Origin of the sequence: Bradyrhizobium sp. BRP23 (assembly GCF_020194135.1) — a bacterium.
Classification (GTDB): domain Bacteria; phylum Pseudomonadota; class Alphaproteobacteria; order Rhizobiales; family Xanthobacteraceae; genus Bradyrhizobium; species Bradyrhizobium yuanmingense.
The window spans coordinates 13,196-31,900 of record NZ_JADYVW010000029.1 but is presented as its reverse complement, the minus strand read 5'-3'; the positions used below and the strand labels follow the sequence as shown (position 1 = coordinate 31,900).

The window sequence follows — 18,705 nt, the reverse complement described above, 5'->3', positions numbered from 1 at the left end:
CATGCCAAAACGCTCCGCGAAAAGCGACAGTCGCGGGCACGAGACTTGCTTTCTCCTCTGGGGCAACGGGAGGCAACACCATGGTTGATGCGCCAAGCGGCCGATCGCTCGTCGTCGATGCGGTCACCCACCGGTATCCGAGTGGCGCGCTTGCGGTCGAGAACATCAATCTCGACATCAAGGGCGGCGAGATCATCGCCCTGCTCGGCCCGTCCGGCTGCGGCAAGACAACGCTGCTGCGCATCATCGCCGGCTTCATCGCGCAGACGCAAGGGAGGATCATCATCGGCGACGACATCGTCGATGCGCTGCCGCCGAACAAACGCGCCGTCGGCATCGTGTTCCAGAACTACGCGTTGTTCCCGCACCTGTCGATCAGCGAGAACGTCGGCTACGGCCTCGCCGCCCGCGGCATCGACAAGGCCTCACGTCAGCGCGAGGCGCAGCGCCTGCTGGAGCTGGTGCAGCTGCCTGCTATGGCCGAGCGGCTGCCGCGGCAGCTCTCCGGGGGCCAGCAGCAGCGCGTTGCGCTCGCCCGCGCGCTCGCGATCAAGCCGTCGATCCTGCTGCTCGACGAGCCCTTCGCCGCGCTCGACAAGAATCTGCGGCTGGACATGCAGATCGAGGTCAAGCGGCTGCAGCGCGTTTCCGGCATCACCACGCTGATCGTGACGCACGACCAGGAAGAAGCGCTGTCGATGGCCGATCGTGTTGCGGTGCTGAGCCATGGCAAGCTCGAGCAGTTCGGCTCGCCATCGGACGTCTACGATCGTCCGCAGACGCTGTTCGTCAACACCTTCGTTGGCTCCACCAACCGCATGCCCGGCATCGTGGTCTCAGCGGACCGCACGGCAGCGAAGGTGCGCCTCGATGCCGGCGCGGAGATCATCGCGCGTCCCGCGGGCGGTGCGCTCAGCGAGGGCGGCCGCGTCACCGTCTGCATCCGCCCCGAGCATCTGCAATTCGTCGGCGACGAGACCGGCTTTGCCGGCGTCGTTGGCATGTCGCTGCCGCTGGGCGCCACCGTCGTGCACGAGGTCACCACGGCCGATGGCTCCGGCGTCAAGGTTTCTCAGGCGCGCATCGGCGAGACGCGCGCCCTGGAGAGCGGCGCTGCGGTGCGCCTCGCACCGCTCGCCCCATCGCTCGCCAACGCCTTTCCCGCAACGCTTTAGATCCAGTCTTTGTCCAGAGGGGAGTTTGATATGATCATGAATCGCAGAAGCCTGCTGACCACGGCGCTCACGCTCGGGGCCATGAAGGCGTTTCCAGGCCTGAGCTACGCCCAGGCGCGTCCGCTGGTGTTTGCGACCTTCACCGGCAGCTGGGAGGAAGCGCACAAGGCCGTGCTGGTGCCGGCGTTCCGCAAAGCCAATGCGGACGCCGCGATGGTGCTCGATCCCATGCTCTCTGTCGACCAGATCGCCAAGGTCAACGCGGCGAAAGCAAATCCGCCGATCGACGTCATGCTGCACGACCCGGGTCCTGCCCTCGTCGCCGTCGGCCAGGATCTGGTCGAGCCTTATCCGGTCGAGAAGAGCGCCTACTACAAGGACCTGATCGCCGAGGCACAGGAACCGATGGGCCCCGCCCCGTTCTTCCAGGTCGTCGGCCTCACCTACAATCCGGAAGCGGTCAAGACGCCGCCAACGTCATGGGCCGATCTCTGGAAGCCGGAATTCAAGGGCCGCGTCGGCATCACCAACCTCAACTCGACACTCGGCACCGGCTGGCTGGTCGAGATCGCCAAGATGCGCGGCGGCTCGGAGGCCAATGTCGATCCGGGCTTCAAGGCACTGGAGGAGCTCAAGCCCAATCTCGCCGCGGTCGCCGCCAATCCCGGCGCGCTCGCGACCCTGTTCCAGCAGGGCCAGATCGACATCTCGCCCGGCAATTTCAACGCCATCCAGATCCTGAAAGCGCGCGGCGTGCCGGTCGAGTTCGTGGCGCCGAAGGAAGGCGCCATCGCCTTCAAGACCACGATTCACATCGTCAAGAACTCACCGAACCGCGAGCTCGCCTTCAAGCTGATCGAGGCGGCCCTGACGCCGGAGGTGCAGACCACGCTGATGAACCCGCCCTACCTGATCGTCCCGACGAATTCCAAAGTGATGATGGGCGGCGAGATCGCGCGCGTTCTGGCCAAGGACACCGCCGAGCTGAAGAAGAAGTTCGTGTTCCAGGACTGGAAGAAGATCAACGAGCAGCGCTCGGCCTGGATCGAACGCTTCAACCGCGAGATCAAGATCTAAAACCTCGAGGTTTAAGCCATGGGCGCAGCGCCGGCAGCACGGGACGTGACGTCCTACGGAATGGGATTGGCAGCGCCGCTGGCGCTGTTCTTCCTGGTCTTCTTCGTCGCGCCGCTGCTGCAATTGTTCTGGCTCTCGCTGCACAACGACACGGCCGGGCTCCATTGGGGGCTCGGCCAGTACCTGCACTTCCTCACCGATCCCTTCAGCCTCGGCGTGCTCGGCTCGACGCTGCTGCTGGGCGCTGAGGTGACGGCCGTCTGCCTCGTGCTCGGCTTTCCCATCGCCTGGCTTTATCAGCGGGTCGGGCCAAAGCTTCAGACCGTCATCATCCTGATCGTGCTGCTGCCGCTTCTGACCAGCGTCGTGGTCCGGACCTTCGCCTGGATCGTCATCCTGGGGCGCCAGGGCATCATCAACGCGACGCTGCAATCGCTCGGCTTGATCGATACCCCGCTAAAGCTGCTCTACACCCAGTTCGGCGTGGTGATCGCGCTGGCACAGGTGCAGATGCCCTTGATGACGCTGCCGCTGATCACCGCGCTCAGCCGCATCGATCCCAATCTCGACGATGCCTCCTGCTCGCTCGGCGCGGGAAGCTGGCGCACCTTCTTCCGGATCATGCTGCCGCTGTCGTTGCCGGGGGTCATCGCCGGCTGCACGCTGACCTATGCCGCCGCGATCACCGCCTTCATCACCCAGTCGCTGATCGGCGGCGGGCAGATGCTGTTCATGCCGATGTATCTCTACCAGCAGGCCTCGACGCTGCAGAACTGGCCGTTTGCGGCGGCGATCTCGATCATCTTCCTGCTCGCCGTGCTCGCGGTCGTCTCGGTCTTCACCGCGCTCGGCCGCATGTCGCGCGGCTATGGAGGCGCATGATGAGCGGCCGCAAGCGCACGCTCGAGGCGATCAGCTTCGAGCTCGTCATGACCGTGATCGCGGTGATCGCGCTTCTCATCATCATTGCCCCCTCGCTCGTGGTGCTGATCGTCTCCTTTACCAGCGGCTTCTCGCTGCGCTTCCCGCCACCGGGCTATTCGCTGCGCTGGTACGTTGAGCTGTGGAATGCCTGGCAGCTGCACTTCGCCGCCAAGAACAGCCTGATCGTTGCGCTATGGGCGACCGGCCTGTCCGTTACCCTCGGCGTCGCCGCGGCGCTCGCGATCTCGCGCTCGCGGACACTGTCGGCGCGGCTGCTCGATTCGCTCTTCATGTCGCCCCTGGTGCTGCCCGCGCTCGCCTTCGGCCTTGCCGCCCTGATGCTGTTCTCGCTGGTCGGCCTGCCGGTGTCGCCGCTGACGCTGGTGATCGGCCACACCGTGGTCTGCGTGCCCTATGTCGTGCGCAACACGGTCGCAGCGCTGGCCCAGCTCGAGCCGACCCTGCTCGAAAGCTCGGCCGTGCTCGGCGCGAGCCGCCTCTACACGTTCCGCCGCATCGTGCTGCCGCTGATCCGGCCCGGCATCATCGCCGGCGCCTTCATCGCCTTCATGTCGTCCTTCGACAACGTACCGGTGTCGCTGTTCCTGCGCGATGCCGCCACCGACATGCTGCCGATCCGGATGTGGCAGGATCTCGAAGGCAAGCTGGACGTCACCATCGCCGCCCTCTCGGGCGTGCTGATTATCGCCACCGTCGCGCTGGTCGCGGTCATGGAGCGCGTCACCGGCCTGTCGCGGCGGCTGACGAACTGATCAGGCGCCGCGGAACAGCGAATAGCCCCAGCGCGTGAATTTCAACGGCAGATGAAAATGCTCGTCAACGTTCTTGATGCGAAAGCGGAACGGCGTCACGGTGAGGAAGCCGTCGCGCTCGCCAAAGAATTCGCCGAGATGAAACAGCACCTCGTACGCGCCCTCCGTCACACCGGCACCTTGCGCAACGGCATGATCGAGCACGCCGTTGGCGCCGAGCCGCCCGCCGGCGATGCGCTGGGAATCCGGATCGATCCGCCAGATCTCGACGCGCAGCCCCTGCGCCGGGCGCCCGCTCGCCACATCGACCGCGTGAATGGAAATACCGCCTGCCACAATGTTCCTCCCATGAGCACGTTGCCATGGTAGACGGAAACACGGCCGCTCGGCCAGCGCCCGCGCTGCTGCCGGCCCTGGGCGCGATGACCGCGCTGCAGGCCCTGGTCGCGCTGGCCTTGTTCGCGCCCGGCGTGGTCGCCCCGCGAGCCCATATCGAGGTCTGGCAGCTCTCGATGTTCTCCGCCGCCGTGTTCGCGGTCGGCATCCCCGCCTCGTTCTGGGGCGGCAGCTTCATCGCGCGCCTGGGCTCGCTGCGGATCGCGAGCCTGTGCGCGGCGGCCGTCGTCGTCGGCATGGCGCTGGCTTCGTTCGGAACGAGCGCCGCCCTGCTGGCCGCGGGCCTCTGCATCGGCCTCGCCATGGGACCGGAGACGCCGGCGAGCGCGGCGCTGCTGGCGCGGCTCGTCACTGCCGAGCGGCGCGCCTTCGTGTTCTCGGTGCGCCAGACCGGCAACCAGATCGGCGCCGTTTGCGGCTCGCTGGCCCTGCCCGCGATCGCCATCGTGTTCGGACCGGTCTGGTGCTATGCGGCCGTTGCTGCCTTGGCGCTACTGGCGATCGCGCTGTTCGAACGGTTGCGGCCGGCCTATGCCGGCAAGGTCGCCCCGCCGCCGAAGCTCGATCTCCGCGCGCGGGTGGCGCTGGTGATCGCGGACCGGCGGATCGCGATGCTGGCGCTGGCCTCGATGCCGTTCAGCGCGATGCAGGTGTCGCTCAACACGGTCTTCGTCACGCTCGGCACACGCGAGCTCGGCCTCAGCCATATCGAATCCGGCATGGCGCTCGCCTGCGCGCAAGCCGGCGGCCTGATCGGCCGTCTCGGCTGGGGCTATGTCGCCATGCGGCTCGATGCCTCGCGCGCCGTCCTCGTCGTCATCGGCCTCGGCATGGCCTTCTGCGCCGCGCTGCTCGGCCTGAATGGCGCTTCGCTCGGCCGCAGCGGACAATTCATCATTGCCGCATTGTTCGGCCTGACGGCGTCGGGCTGGAACGGCGTCTTCGTCGCCGAGATCGCCCGCCTCGCCCCGCAGGACCGGATCGGCGAGACCACCGGCGCGGTGCTGACCGCGTCCTATGCCGGTCTCCTTGCCGCGCCCGCGCTGGTGTCGATCCTGGATCGCGTGGCCAGCCTCGGCATGGCCTTCTTCGCCCTGGCGTGCCTTGCCCTTGGCGGTACATTGGCGTTGATCTGGGGAGGCCATGACAACGCGGACAAATAGCGCGCGCGAGACCGTTGCCGACGTCAGCGCCGGGCGGACCAATGCCGTCGAGACCGCGAAAGCCGCGCTCGGCCGCATCGAGGCCGCCAGGGCCTTGAACGCGGTCGTCACGATCGATCCCGTGCGCACGCTGGCCGATGCTGCGGCGGTCGATGACCGCGTGCGCGCCGGCGAGACCATGCCGCTCGCCGGCGTGCCTGTCATCGTCAAGGACAACATCTGGGTCGGCGGCTGGCGCGTGACGCAGGGCTCGCGCTTGTTCCACCATTTCATCGCGCCGCGCGATGCCATCGCGGTCGAGCGGCTGCGCAAGGCCGGTGCCGTCGTCGTCGGCATCGGCGCGACCTCCGAGTTCGCCTGCAAGGGCGTCACCACCTCACAGCTGTACGGGCCGACGCGGCATCCGCTCGATCCCGCGCTGACGCCAGGCGGTTCATCGGGCGGCCCGGCCGCAGCGGTTGCGGCCGGCCTGGTGCCGCTCGCGATCGGCACCGATGCGGGCGGCTCCAGCCGCAGGCCGCCGGCTCATGTCGGGGTCGCGGGCTTCAAGCCGTCCTATGGCGCGATCCCCTATGGGCCGGGCTTCGCCGAGCCCTTCTTCGGCCTCTCCGTCATCGCGCCGATCGCATCCGATGCGACGGACATGGCGCTGGCGTTTGAAGCCATGGTCGGCGCGGATCCGCGCGATCCGGAGTCTGTCGTCGTTGCGCAGGAGGCCAAAGACGTCGGCGGTCAGCGCATCGCGTTCTCGCCGCGCCTTGGGCTCGACGTCGCGATCGACGACGTCGTCGCGAATGGCCTCGGCGCCGCCGTTGGCCGGCTTTGCGCCGCAGGTTTGCACATTACACAACGCGATCCCGCCTGGCCGGCAGGCGCCACGGAGGATGCGATCATGCCGCTGCAGCATGCGGGGCTCGCGGCACTCCACGGCGAACGCTTTCGCAACGATCCGACTGTCTTCGATCCTGACATCGCCAAGCAGATCGAGCGAGGTCTGTCCTGGTCGGGTGCGGACGTTGCAGCGGCGCTGCTCGCCAGCACCGCGATCGCCAATGCCTTCGCAGCCTTCTTCACGGACGTCGACCTGCTGCTGACGCCGACCGTCCCCTGCGTCGCCTGGCCGCTGACGCAGCTCGGCCCTGATATGATCGGCGGAAAACCCGCAAGCCCGCGGGCCCACGCGGTGTTCACGCCCTTCGTCAATCACGCCCGCCTGCCGGCGATCTCGATTCCGTGCGGAACGGATCGGCGCGGGCTTCCCTTCGGCCTTCAGATCATCGCGGCGCGCGGGCAAGACCGCTCGCTCCTCGCAGCAGCGCAAGAGATCGAAGCGATCTTGCGCAGTGCCTGACGCAAACGGAGACTCCCATGGTTGAGAACGCTCATTCGACAATTCGACCGCTCGACCCCCGCGACCGGTGGTCCGAGCTGTCTCGGGCGGAACGCAGTGCCGCCTATGACAACAACGCGGCGGTCAAGAACAGCCCCGCCCTGATCGCCGAGCGCAACGAAGCCTCAAGCCGGCTGCGGGGCACGCTCAGGTCCCATCTCGACCTGCCCTACGGCGAGCGGGCGAATAACAAGATCGACCTCTACCCGGCCGCAAAGCCTGATGCGCCCTGCCTGGTGTTCCTGCACGGCGGCTACTGGCAGCGCAACTCGCGCGAGCTGTTCGCCATGCTGGTCGAAGGCGTCGCCGCGCATGGCTGGTCGGTTGCGATTCCCGGCTATTCGCTGGCGCCCGAGGTGTCCCTCACCGACATCGTCGCCGAGATCCCGCGCGCGCTCGACTGGCTCGCGGCGCACGGCGCGTCCTATGGAATTGCCGGGCCCCTCGTGCTGTCGGGCTGGTCCGCTGGCGCCCATCTCGTCGCCATGGCGCTGGATCATCCGCGTGTCCATGCGGGGCTCGCGCTCTCGGGCGTCTACGATCTCGCGCCGATCCGCGATACGGGGCTGAACGAGGCGCTGAAGCTGACGGACGCGGAGATCGCCACGCTGTCGCCACTGCGCCTGCCCGTCACCCAGAAGCGCCTCGACATCGCCTATGGCAGCAGCGAGCTGCCGGCGCTCGTCTGCGATTCCATCAATCTCTACGACAGGCGCGTGGCTGCGGGAGCGCCGGGCAAGCTCATCTCGGTCGAAGGCGCCGACCATTTCACCATTCTCGAGGCTCTGCGCCGCCCGGACGGAGTCCTGGTGGAGGCCGCGCGGCGGCTGCTGGACTAAAAGTGCGAAAAACAACCCCATGCACAGTAGCGATGTCGTTGTTTGCAAAGGCGAATTGTTTGAGGGTCGATCGAGACCGCCATTGCCGCTTTGACTCGTCGGGCAAAACAGGGGCATGATGTGATCATCGCCCCGGCTGCCGCTCCTGCATCTCAATCGAGATTCGCTCGCCCGTGATCCGCACCGGATAAAGCCGCAGCGGCCGGCTCGGCCATCCCGCACTAATTGCCCCATCGCGCAAATCGAACGACGCCGCGTGACGCGGGCAATACAGCCGCCCCGTGCTCACCCGCCCCAAGGCCAGATCCGCCTGCTCGTGCGGGCATGCACGTTCGCAGGCGACGACGTCGCCCTCGTTCCAGATCACGAGCAGGTCGCGCCCGGCGACGCGGACGATCGTCTCCGCCTTCAACCGGTCGAGATCGCAGACGGCAATCCACCCGGCGTCGTCACCCACCGAGATAGGCCTTGCGCACATGCTCGTTCGCGATCAGCTCGCTGCCGGCGCCCGATAGCACGATGCGGCCGTTCTCGAGCAGATAGGCGTGGTCGCACATCTCGAGCGCAGCGAAGGCGTTCTGCTCGACCAGCAGCACCGTGGTGCCGGCATCGCGAATGCCGCGGATGATCGCAAAGGTGCGCTCGACGATATTGGGGGCGAGCCCGAGCGACGGCTCGTCGAACATGATCAGGCGCGGCCGCGACATCAGCGCGCGGCCGATCGCAAGCATCTGCTGCTCGCCGCCCGACAGCGTGCCCGCCGCCTGCCGGCGCCGCTCGGCGAGCCGCGGGAATTCCGAGTAGATACGGTCGCGGTCGGCCGCGATCTCGCCCGAACGACGCCGGAGGTAAGCGCCCATATCGAGATTTTCCTCGACGCTCATATGCGGAAACACGCGCCGCCCTTCCGGGCAATGCGCAATGCCGCCCGCCAGCACGCGCGGCGGCTTCGCGCCGGTGATGTCGATGCCCTCAAACTTCATCTGGCCCGAGCGCGGCGCCACCAGGCCGGAGATCGCGCGCAGCGTCGTGCTCTTGCCGGCGCCGTTGGCTCCGATCAGGGCGACCAGCTGGCCGGCCTTCACGTCGAGCGAGATGCCGCGCAGCGCGGTGACGCCACCGTAGCCGCAGACCATGTCGCGTATCTCAAGCACGTCCTGCTCCATGTCCAAGATAGGCTTCGATGACAACAGGATCGTTGCGGATCACATCGGGCGTCCCTTCGGCGATGATGCGGCCATAGTTGAGCACCACGATACGGTCCGAGACGGTCATCACCATCGGCATGTCGTGCTCGACCAGCAAAATCGTGATGCCGCGGTCGCGGATGCTGCGGATCAGCTCGACGAAACGGTGCGTCTCCGAGGCGTTCATACCGGAGACGGGCTCGTCGAGCAGCAGCATCGACGGCTCCGCCGCCAGCGCCAGCGCGACACCGACCAAGCGCTGCTCGCCGTAGGAGAGCGAGCCCGCCGCATCGTGGGCGCGGCGTTCGAGCCCGACCCATTCGAGCAGCTCGCTCGCGCGCTGCCGCAGCTTGCGCTCCGAGGCGCGGGCGCCTGGCAGGCCGAGGATGGCGTCGAGCAGCCGGACCCGGCCCTGCCGGTGCAGGCCGATCAGGAGGTTGTCATAGACGGTGTCGTTCGGGAATACGCTGGTGCGCTGGAAGGTGCGGATCAGGCCGAGATCGGCGATCTCATGTGGCTTCAATCCGGCAAGTGCAGTGTTGCGATAGGTCACCCGGCCCGCGCTCGGCGTCAGGAAACCGGTCATGACGTTGAAGGCGGTGGTCTTGCCGGCGCCGTTCGGCCCGATCAGGCTGACGATCTCGCCCTCGCCGACCTCAAAGCTCATGTCGGAGATCGCGACGAGGCCGCCGAAGCGGACGGCGACCTGATCGATGGTCATGGCGATGCTGCGCGCCGTCATCACGCCGGCTCCTTGGCGCCGGTTTCACTGAGCGCGACCGGCGCCAGCGCCGTCGTCCCGCTCCGTCGCCGGGTCAACCGCTGCGCCAGCGACGGCACGATGCCGCGCGGCAACACGAACAGGATGGCGATCAGCACACCGCCATAGGCGATCCACTGCGCTTCCGGCGCCATCACAGGCCGCAGCGCGACCGGCAAAAGACCGAAGATCAGGCCGCCGACGACGGGACCCGCCAGCGAGCCCTTGCCGCCGCTGATGACCATGATCACCATGGTGACGGTGTTGATGAAGGCGAAGACTTCAGGGTCGATGATCCGGATGTAGTGTGCATAGAGACTTCCGGCCGCGCCGGCGATCGCGGCGGAGATCACCGCAGCAATCGTCAGCGTCCTGGTCACGTCGATGCCGACCGAGACGGCGAGCGTTTCGTTCTCCATCAGGCCACGCATGGAGCGGCCGAAATGGGAATGAACGAGGCGTGCGATCAGGAGATAGGCGATGAGCGCAACGACCAGGACGAGATAATAGTTGTGGAATTTCGTGCGCAGCGTCAGTTCGCCAAAGCCGGGCAAGGGCAACGCGACGGACGGAATATTGGTCAGCGCCAATGGACCCTGCGTCAGCTCGACCCAGTTCAGCGCGACCAGCCGGACCACCTCGGCAAAGGAGATCGTCACAATGACGAAATAGGCGCCGCGGACGCGGAACGACAACAGACCGACGAAATAGCCGCACAATCCTGCAATCAGGATCGCCAGCACGAAGCCTATGATCGGCGGCCAGGGCGTGTGAACCAGCCGAAAGCCGCCGGGCAGGCCGATGTCGAAACCAAGCGACGTCAGCGCGCTGACATAGGCGCCGATGCCGAAGAAGGCGATATGACCGAGGCTGAGCTGGCCGGTGAAGCCGAGCAGCAGATTGAGACTCATCGCGCCGATGACGAAGATGCCGGTCGTGATCAGCGCGTTGAGCAGATAGGGATCGCGCAGCCAGAGCGGCACCGAGGCAAGCGCCGCGACGGCGAGAATGGTGACGATCGCCTTCATCCGACGCGCTCCGCGCGGGCGAACAGGCCGGTCGGCCGGAAGATCAGCACCGCGATGATGATGAGAAAGCCCATGGCATCGCGGTAGCCTGACGAGACGTAGCCGGCGCCGAGCTCCTCGGCCAGCGCAAGGATGAAGCCGCCGATCACCGCGCCCGTGATGTTGCCGAGGCCGCCGAGGATGACGATGGCGAAAGCCTTGACCGCGGCGAGATCGCCCATCTGCGGAAAGATCACGTAGACCGGCCCGAGCAGCGCGCCGGCGGCGGCGGCGAGGCTAGAGCCGATCGCGAAGGTCGAGGTGTAGATCATGTCGACGTTCACGCCCATCAGCGACGCCGTGTCATGGTCCTGGAACGTCGCCCGCATCGCGCGGCCGAGGCTGGTCTTGTTGATGAGCAGATACGTCACAAGGATCAACATGGCCGCAGCGGCGAGCACGAACAGGCGCAGCCAGGAGACGGAGACCGGCCCCAGCACCAGCGGCGCCTCCGGGAATGGCGTCGCCACGGATTTCGCGACGCCGCCCCAGATCCACAGCGTGCCCGACTGCATCGCGATCCAGGCGCCGATCATCACCAGCATGGTGGTGTCGATGTCGGAGCCGCGCAGCGGACGCAGCAAGGTCAATTCGATGGCCGCACCCAGCAGCCATCCGGCCAGCACGGCCACGGGTAGCGCGAGAAAGAAGTTCAGCCCGAACTGCTGCACCACGATGAACATGATGTAGGCGCCGAACGTGTAGAGCACGCCATGCGTGAAGTTCACGACGTTCATGATGCCGAAGATCAAGGTCAGCCCGATACCCAGCAGCGCATAGGTGCCGCCGAGCACGAGCATGTTGATCAAATGCTGGAGGAATTCGCTCAAGGCCGTTCCTGGATATTCTGGATGCCGGCGAGGGCCGCGATGTGCCGCCCTCGCCTGCGAACAAGCGCGTCAGAGCGTCTTCATCTCGATCTTGCCGTCGGCTATCTCGATGAGATAGACATTCGGCTGGCTCTGACCGCTTTCCTTGCCCTCAGGGCCCGACTTGCGGAACACGATGTCGCCGTTCAGCCCCTTGATGTTGATGTTCCAGAGCGCCGCCTTGATCGCGGCAGGCTCGGCCTTGCCGGCCTTCTCGATCGCGGCGGCGACGGTGCGGATGCCGTCATAGCCGCGAAAACTCTCGGTGCAGCCGGCGAAGTCGAAGCCGCGCTTCTTCCATTCCGCGATGAAATAGTTGGTGGCTTCCGGGTTCGGCGTCTTGTCCGGGAACCAGGGCAGGAAGGTGGTCAGATGCATGGTGCCGTTGGCGGCCGCTCCCGCCTGGGCGATGATCTGGTCCGGGTTCTGCGAGCCGCCGGTGGTGATGATGCGCTTCTTCAGGCCGAGCGCAGCGGCCTGCTTGAAGATCAGCGTGAGCTGGTCGACGGCGGTGGTGACGATGACGGTCTCAGAGTCCGAGCTCTTGATCTTGGAGAGCTGCGCGCTCATGTCCTGCGCGCCCTGGTCCATGGTCTCGACCAGGCCGATGCCGATGCCCTTCTCCTTCATCATCTTGCTGAAATCCTCGGCGGTGCCGCGGCCCCAGTCGTTGTTGATGACGAGAAAGTCGACCTTCTTGAGCGCGAGCTTGTCGACGATGTTCTTGAACGCGGCCGCCTCGATCGCGGAGGGCGGCGAGATGCGGAAGATGAAGGGATTGCCCGTCGTCGTGATCTTGCCGGAGGACGAGGTCTCCACCACCATCGGCGTCTCGTATTCCATCAGCTTCGGCATCACCGCGAGCGTCAGGCTCGAGCCCCAGGCGCCCATCAGGACCGGCACCTTGTCGCTGGTGATGAGCTTCTCGGCGACGGCGGCGGCCTCCGTCGGGTTGCTCTTGTTGTCCTCGATGACGAGCTCGATCTTCTTGCCGAGGATGCCGCCCTTGGCGTTGATCTCGTCGGCGGCGATCTTCGCACCGTTGACGACGTAAGTGCCTGAGGCCGCGAACGCGCCGGTGAGCGGCTCGTTGACGCCGATCTTGATGGTCTGCGCCCCCGCGGCGCCGCCGAACAAGGCCGTCGCCAACGCGATTGCCGGAACCAGTCCGAGTGTTCGTGTCATGTTTGTCTCTCCAAATCCCACGCTGTTGATGTCAGGGCAGTCCAGGCTTCGTCACTCCGCGGCGCCGGTTCGCCGATCATTCCGCGCCACCTCTTCCGAAGGTGCGGCGAAATATTTGCGCGAGCCGGGCTCGCAAGACGTCCGATGCAATCGACCAGAAGCTGAGCTCCGCCGGACCTGCCTGCCCCGACGAGGCGCCGGACATGTGGCGGTCGAGATTGGCGGCGAACTCCGCAACGAGACGTTTTGCAAGGTCTCGCACGAGGCCGGGACGACCGACCTGAGCCAGCATTCCCGTGAGCGTGTAGCCGATCGACAGTTCGACCGCGGTCGCCGCGCCGCCTTCGAGCGGCAGCAGGCGGTAATGGATCTCGCCCTGCGTCGCCGAATGGCTGCGCTGGTCGGTGCCGATGCCGACGATGCGCCCCGAGAGTGTCGCGGGATCCCGCTCGACGCGCGCGGCACCCTCGAAGCTTGCTCCGATCGGACCGAGCCTGACGCGGATCGATCCTTCGACGCGCTCCGGCTTTGGTGTCGACGACAGCGATACGCCAGGGAGGCAGGCGGCGATGCCTGCAATATCCTCGAACATCGCGAACACCTTTGCCGGCGGATACGGCAGCGTGAAGCGCTGATCGAGCATTGTTGCCGGCGTGAAGTCGGGGATGCTGCTTGGGGTGGCACTTTCCGGTGCCGGAGCTGGCGCGTGCCGCGCAGGCCGCAGCTCGTTCCGGGCGGTTGCCGCTCGCCCCGAGCCGGCAGGACCAAGGACGGTCCGGCCTCCATCCGCCACCGGCGCGACGTTGCGCGCGCGCCTTGCCTCGATCACGGACTGCACCGCGCGCACAATGCCGACATAGCCGGTGCAGCGGCAGAGATTGCCGCTGAGGCCGATGCGAATCTGGCGCTCGCCGGCGTCGGGCAGACGCAGCACCAGGTCGCGCGCCGAGACCAGCATGCCGGGCGTGCAATAGCCGCATTGCAGGGCATGCTCGCGGGCGAAGGCAGCGCGCAGCTCGGTCGTGATCTCGTCGTCGTCGAGGCCTTCGATCGTGGTGACATCGGCGCCCTCGCAGGCCGCCGCATAGGTGATGCAGGAGCGCGCCGGCACGCCGTCGAGCAGCACAGTGCAGGCGCCGCAGACCCCATGCTCGCAGCCGAGATGCGTGCCGGTGAGATCGAGCCTGTCGCGGACGAAATCGGCAAGGCTGGTGCGCGGCTCGGCGTGCAGCTCCACCGCGCGGCGATTGACCTGAAGCGCGATCGTGGTCATGCCGCGGCCTCCAGAACGGCGCGCTTCAGCACGCTGACATGGATGTGGCGCTGCGCGGCATCGTCGATGCCGGCGCTTGCGAGCAGGGCATCGGCGGCACGGACATCGAAGCGCTGCTTGTAGTCGGCGGCAATCCGGCCGCCGAACAGCTCGGCGGCATCGGTGATGACGATCGGCGTCGTATCGATGGCACCGATCACGATACGCGCCGAGGCGGCAGCGGGATCGACCAATATCGCACCGATGGCATGGGCGAATTCGCCGGTCTTGCGGCAGCTCTTGGCATAACCCCAATGCGCAGTCGCCGATCGCGCCGGCACGTGGACCGCCTCGACGATCTCGCCGGCATGCAGCGCAGATTCCAGCGCACCGACCACAAACGCTTCGACCGCCATCGATCGCACACCGGCAAGACTGCGCAATGTCACGCGCGCACCCAGGGCCGCCAGCGCCGAGATCCAGTCCGCGGCGGGATCGGCATGGCTGAGCGAGCCGCCGATCGTGCCGCGATTGCGGACCGCGCGATAGGCGATGTTGGCAGCGACAGCCCGCATGGCGCCGCGGGTCACGTCGGCCGTGCGGCCGTCCTCGATATCGGCATGGGTGACGAGGGCGCCCAGCACGAGCTCGTCGCCGGAGACCTCTGCGCGCTTGAGCTCGGCAAGGCCGGAAATGTCAATAATCAGCTCCGGCTGCACCAGCCGCAGATTGAGCATCGGGCCGAGCGATTGGCCGCCGGCGATGATCTTCGCCGATCCGCCGCTTGCGGCCAGCATCGAGAGAGCCGCATCGAGATCGCGCGGGCGCTCGTAAGCAAAGGGCGCCGGTTTCATGCCGCGCTCCTCTCAGCCGCACGCGCGGCCAGCACCGCCGCGACGATGCGATGCGGCGTGATCGGCGACTGCATCAGCTCGACGCCGAGCGGGCGCAGCGCGTCGTTGACGGCATTGGCGATTGCGGCGGGCGGTGCGATGGCGCCGCCCTCGCCGATGCCCTTCACCCCGAATTGCGTATAGGGCGACGGCGTCTCCATGTGGTCGAGGCGCGCGGCCGGGACCTCGGTCGGACCGGGCAACAGGTAATCCGCGAGCGTCGTCGCCAGCGGCTGGCCGGAGGCATCGAACGGCATTTCCTCGTAGAGCGCGGTGCCGATGCCTTGCGCGAGGCCGCCATAGATCTGGCCGTCGACGACGAGCGGATTGACCAGCACGCCGCCGTCCTCGACGATCACATAGTCGAGGATCTCGACCTCGCCGATATCAGGATCGACCGCGACCACGGCTGCATGCGCGGCATAGCTGAAGGTGCCGCTGTCGCGCACGGGCTTGTAGCCTTGGGTGACCTCGAGCCCGCCCGGATCGACGTCTGGCGGCAAATCCTGCGGGCGGCGGTACCAGGTGTGGGCGATCGCCTTCAGGCTGACGCTGCCGTTGACGCCGCGCACCTCGCCGTTCTGCAATACCACGGAGGCCGGATCGTGCTGCAAAAGTTTCGCGCCGATGCGGCGCGCACGTTCGCCGAGCTCGCGGCAGGCGGTCGCGACCGCACCACCCGCCATCACCATCGAGCGCGAGCCCCAGGTGCCGGTCGAATACGGCGTCATCGCGGTGTCGCCGAGGACGATGCGGATGTTTGCGACATCCACGCCCAGGATTTCGTGCGCGACCTGGGCGAGCGTCGTCTCCATGCCCTGCCCGTGCGAGTGCACGCCGACACGCAGTTCAAGGCCACCGTCCGGCGTCAGGCGCGCCGAGGCCTGCTCATGGCCCGGCACCATCGGGATACCCCAGCCGGAATAGACCGAGGTGCCGTGCGCGGCCTGCTCGCAATAGATGGAGATGCCGACGCCGATGCGGCGGCCGTCGGCCTCGCCCTGCTTTTGCCTGGCGCGGATGGCGTCGATGTCGATGGCTGCGAGTGCGCGGCGCATCGCTTCCGGATAATCGCCGCTGTCGAAATGCTTCTTGGTGATGTTGTCGAACGGCATCTGTTCAGGGCGCACCAGATTGCGCAGCCGCACCTCGCCGGGCTCTAGGCCGGCTTCCGCCGCCACGAGGTCGAGCATCAATTCCAGCGCAAAGCAGACGCCGGTGCGCGCGACGCCGCGATAGGGCAGGATCGGGCATTTGTTGGTGGCGACCGAGAAGGTGCGGCAGCGATAGGCCGGCATCTTGTAGGGACCGGGCAGGATGCTGGCGACCTGCGCGGCCTCCAGGCAGGCCGAGAACGGATAGGACGAGTAGGCGCCGGAATCGACCGTCGCTTCACAGTCGATGCCGCGCAGCGTGCCGTCACGGTCAGCATAGACCGTGATTTTGTAATGATGTTCGCGGCAATTGGAGCTGGCGACGAGATGCTCGCGCCGGTCTTCGAGCCAGCGCACGGGATGGCCGCAACGCATCGTCAGCCAGGACAGGCAGACCTCTTCGGGCAACAAAATTCCCTTGTGACCGAAACCACCGCCGACGTCGGGCGAGATGACGCGGATCTGGCCCTCCTCCATGTCGAGGCATTCGGCGAGGCCGCTGCGCGTGATGTGCGGCATCTGCGCCGCCGAATGCAGTGTGAGCTGATCGAGCCTCTCGTCGAAGGTCGCGACCACGCCGCGGCCTTCCAGCGGCGACATGCATTGCCGCGCCGTCGAGATCTCGCGCGTCACCTTGATCGGCGCATCGAGCGCGGCGGAGATGTCGACCTCGTAATTGGTCTCCAGGAAGACGTTGTCGCCCCAATGCTCGTGCACCAGCGCCGAGCCGGGCTCGCGCGCCTTCAGCATGTCATGGATCGCCGGCAGCTCCTCCAGATCGAGCGTCACGGAGGCCGCGATGTCCTCGGCCTCGGCGCGGGTCGGCGCGAGGCACATCGCGACGAGCTCACCGACCTGGCGCACCTTGCCGGTGGCGAGCACCGGCTGCTCCGAGATCTTGAAGCCCGGCAGGCCCGACACCGCACGGATCGGCTTGATGCCGACGAGATCGGTCGCCGTGAACACGCTGCCGCGATGGCGTTCGGGCACATGGATGCCGCGGATGCGCGCATGCGCCAGCGGGCTGCGCACGAAGGCGACGTCCTGAAGGCCGGCGAGCCTGACGTCTCCGACATATTGGCCGCGGCCGCGCATCAGGCGGTCGTCTTCCTTGCGCGGCAGCCGTGCGCCTACGCCCTGCCCCGTCTTTCCGTCCGGAAATTCTCGCTCGTTGCGCAACTTCGCGTTCTCCTCCACCGCCCGGCCTTATGCCGCGACGGCCTGCGGCAGGATCGGCGCGACCGCATCGAAGCGGGTGCCGGCGCGCAGGCAGAAGGCTGGCTGCAGCAGGCGCTCGGCAATCACCTCGTTGTTCTCGTTGTCCTTCAGGACGAAGCGGCCGTTTCTCTCCGTGAGCACGGAGACGTCGGCGTCCATGCCGATCTTGAGCGCGCCGATCTCGTGGCTGCGGCCAAGCATTCTTGCGGGATTGGCGGTGACCATCGGCACCACCTGCTCCAGCGACAGGCCGAGCGCCATCATCGAGCTCATCGCCTGGACCAGGCTGAACTTGGCCTGACCGGCAAAGGGATGGTTCTCATCGTCCTCGTGCTGGTCGGGCGTTCCGGCCGGCGCGGGCACATGGGTGTTGTAGCCGTGGATGTCGGCGCCGAGCGTGGTCGGAATGATTCCGGCGGCGATCGCCTTCTTCGCGAGCCGATAGGAGAAATGGCTGCCGTGGCCGACATCGACCTTGAGGCCGCGGTCGAGCGCGGCCTGGATCACCGGATGCACCTCGCCCTCGCGATTGACGAAGCCGCCGGGATGGCGCGTGAAGGGATGAGCGAGGATGTCGCCCTCGCGCAAGAGCGGGATCACGCGGGTGAGGATGGTGTCGGCGTCCTCGCCATTGGCGCCGCTCTCGGGCAGGCCCCAGAGCTGGCCGAAATGCACATAGACCGGCAGGTCGGCGCGCTTGCCGATCTCGGCCGCCATCTCGATGACACGAATGCCCCAGCGCGCGAAGCCGCCGATCTCCGCGTGAGCCTTGATGCCGCGCACGAGATCGAGATTGGCAGTTGCCGCCTTGACGGTCGCATCGATGTCGACGCCGTCGGGGCTGTAGAGCTGCGGATAGAAATGGCCCTCGAGGCCGCCGACGAGATAGGCGGAGATAAAGGCATAGACGCGCGAGGCCGAGGCTTCCGCGATGAAATGGCGGAAACCCGGCAGCGTCATGCAGGACGGACCGCCCTGGTCGACCAGCGTGGTCACGCCGGACTGCACGCCCACCATGTCGGGGTTCATGCCGAAACGGCCGGAGACATATTGATAGACGTGCGCGTGGGTGTCGATCAGCCCGGGCAGCACGAGCTTGCCGCTGACATCGACGACCTCCTTCGCGCTGGTCGGCAGAATGTCGGATGCGACCGCCGCGATCTTGCCATTGCGGATGGCGACATCCTTGAGGCCATCGATGCCGGAGGCCGGACAGATCACGCGGCCACCCCGGAGCAGAAGATCGAAGCTGGCAGTGACGGACATGGCGCTCTCCTCTTCTTGCGAGGGGCGAAGGCTTCGTCCCTCGAATTACGAAGCATGCTTCGCATTTTGACAAAAGCAAGCATCGTGCCATGATCCCGATGTGGCAGGCGCACTCGA

Annotated in this window: 18 protein-coding genes; 7 read left to right on the top strand and 11 right to left on the bottom strand. The window is 66.7% G+C overall.

Annotated features, from left to right (window positions below):
- The first annotated feature begins 80 nt into the window (after positions 1 to 80).
- From I6F24_RS36560 to I6F24_RS36545, 4 genes are read left to right on the top strand one after another with little or no spacing between them, the layout of a single operon-like run.
- Complete coding sequence (locus I6F24_RS36560; RefSeq protein ID WP_225149406.1) at positions 81 to 1,175, top strand: ABC transporter ATP-binding protein; 1,095 nt, start codon at positions 81 to 83, stop codon at positions 1,173 to 1,175.
- A gap of 30 nt (positions 1,176 to 1,205) precedes the next feature.
- Entirely contained in the window at positions 1,206 to 2,252 is a 1,047-nt protein-coding gene (locus I6F24_RS36555) for an ABC transporter substrate-binding protein (protein ID WP_036023723.1), read from the top strand.
- Positions 2,253 to 2,270: 18 nt separating this feature from the next.
- Positions 2,271 to 3,134: an ABC transporter permease gene (locus I6F24_RS36550; RefSeq protein WP_225149405.1), complete on the top strand. Its 864-nt coding sequence runs from the start codon at positions 2,271 to 2,273 to the stop codon at positions 3,132 to 3,134.
- The gene (locus I6F24_RS36545) at positions 3,134 to 3,949 is read left to right on the top strand and encodes an ABC transporter permease (RefSeq protein ID WP_225149728.1); all 816 of its coding nucleotides are present in this window, start codon (positions 3,134 to 3,136) and stop codon (positions 3,947 to 3,949) included. Before I6F24_RS36550 ends, I6F24_RS36545 begins: the two co-directional genes overlap by 1 nt.
- On the opposite strand, the gene I6F24_RS36540 is transcribed toward I6F24_RS36545, so the two are convergent.
- On the bottom strand, positions 3,950 to 4,285 hold the full coding sequence (locus I6F24_RS36540; RefSeq protein ID WP_225149404.1) for a hydroxyisourate hydrolase: 336 nt from the start codon (positions 4,283 to 4,285) through the stop codon (positions 3,950 to 3,952).
- A gap of 26 nt (positions 4,286 to 4,311) precedes the next feature.
- Here I6F24_RS36540 and I6F24_RS36535 point away from each other — a divergent pair, with 26 nt between their 5' ends.
- From I6F24_RS36535 to I6F24_RS36525, 3 genes are read left to right on the top strand one after another with little or no spacing between them, the layout of a single operon-like run.
- Positions 4,312 to 5,508: an MFS transporter gene (locus I6F24_RS36535; protein ID WP_225145666.1), complete on the top strand. Its 1,197-nt coding sequence runs from the start codon at positions 4,312 to 4,314 to the stop codon at positions 5,506 to 5,508.
- Positions 5,489 to 6,859, top strand: a complete 1,371-nt coding sequence (locus I6F24_RS36530; RefSeq protein WP_225149403.1) for an amidase — start codon at positions 5,489 to 5,491, stop codon at positions 6,857 to 6,859. Before I6F24_RS36535 ends, I6F24_RS36530 begins: the two co-directional genes overlap by 20 nt.
- 17 nt (positions 6,860 to 6,876) lie before the next feature.
- Positions 6,877 to 7,737: an alpha/beta hydrolase gene (locus I6F24_RS36525; RefSeq protein WP_225149402.1), complete on the top strand. Its 861-nt coding sequence runs from the start codon at positions 6,877 to 6,879 to the stop codon at positions 7,735 to 7,737.
- Between the two features lie 124 nt (positions 7,738 to 7,861).
- Here I6F24_RS36525 and I6F24_RS36520 read toward each other — a convergent pair whose 3' ends face one another.
- From I6F24_RS36520 to I6F24_RS36475, 10 genes are all read right to left on the bottom strand, one after another.
- Complete coding sequence (locus I6F24_RS36520) at positions 7,862 to 8,215, bottom strand: Rieske (2Fe-2S) protein (protein WP_225149401.1); 354 nt, start codon at positions 8,213 to 8,215, stop codon at positions 7,862 to 7,864.
- Positions 8,187 to 8,891: an ABC transporter ATP-binding protein gene (locus I6F24_RS36515; protein ID WP_225149400.1), complete on the bottom strand. Its 705-nt coding sequence runs from the start codon at positions 8,889 to 8,891 to the stop codon at positions 8,187 to 8,189. Before I6F24_RS36515 ends, I6F24_RS36520 begins: the two co-directional genes overlap by 29 nt.
- Positions 8,884 to 9,666 carry an ABC transporter ATP-binding protein gene (locus I6F24_RS36510; protein WP_225149399.1) on the bottom strand — a complete coding sequence of 261 codons (783 nt, stop codon included), beginning with the start codon at positions 9,664 to 9,666 and terminating at the stop codon, positions 8,884 to 8,886. Before I6F24_RS36510 ends, I6F24_RS36515 begins: the two co-directional genes overlap by 8 nt.
- Positions 9,666 to 10,712 (bottom strand): branched-chain amino acid ABC transporter permease, encoded by a 1,047-nt coding sequence (locus I6F24_RS36505; protein ID WP_225149398.1) that lies wholly within the window; start codon positions 10,710 to 10,712, stop codon positions 9,666 to 9,668. The genes I6F24_RS36510 and I6F24_RS36505 overlap by 1 nt, the downstream gene beginning before the upstream one ends.
- Positions 10,709 to 11,581, bottom strand: a complete 873-nt coding sequence (locus I6F24_RS36500; RefSeq protein WP_036023707.1) for a branched-chain amino acid ABC transporter permease — start codon at positions 11,579 to 11,581, stop codon at positions 10,709 to 10,711. The genes I6F24_RS36505 and I6F24_RS36500 overlap by 4 nt, the downstream gene beginning before the upstream one ends.
- A gap of 69 nt (positions 11,582 to 11,650) precedes the next feature.
- The gene (locus I6F24_RS36495; RefSeq protein ID WP_036004998.1) at positions 11,651 to 12,805 is read right to left on the bottom strand and encodes an ABC transporter substrate-binding protein; all 1,155 of its coding nucleotides are present in this window, start codon (positions 12,803 to 12,805) and stop codon (positions 11,651 to 11,653) included.
- Between the two features lie 76 nt (positions 12,806 to 12,881).
- Positions 12,882 to 14,078 (bottom strand): 2Fe-2S iron-sulfur cluster-binding protein, encoded by a 1,197-nt coding sequence (locus tag I6F24_RS36490; RefSeq protein WP_225149397.1) that lies wholly within the window; start codon positions 14,076 to 14,078, stop codon positions 12,882 to 12,884.
- Positions 14,075 to 14,911 carry an FAD binding domain-containing protein gene (locus I6F24_RS36485; protein ID WP_057029911.1) on the bottom strand — a complete coding sequence of 279 codons (837 nt, stop codon included), beginning with the start codon at positions 14,909 to 14,911 and terminating at the stop codon, positions 14,075 to 14,077. Before I6F24_RS36485 ends, I6F24_RS36490 begins: the two co-directional genes overlap by 4 nt.
- Complete coding sequence (locus I6F24_RS36480; RefSeq protein ID WP_225145863.1) at positions 14,908 to 17,301, bottom strand: xanthine dehydrogenase family protein molybdopterin-binding subunit; 2,394 nt, start codon at positions 17,299 to 17,301, stop codon at positions 14,908 to 14,910. Before I6F24_RS36480 ends, I6F24_RS36485 begins: the two co-directional genes overlap by 4 nt.
- A 9-nt stretch (positions 17,302 to 17,310) precedes the next feature.
- Positions 17,311 to 18,588, bottom strand: a complete 1,278-nt coding sequence (locus tag I6F24_RS36475) for an amidohydrolase/deacetylase family metallohydrolase (RefSeq protein WP_225143148.1) — start codon at positions 18,586 to 18,588, stop codon at positions 17,311 to 17,313.
- Between the last annotated feature and the right edge of the window lie 117 nt (positions 18,589 to 18,705).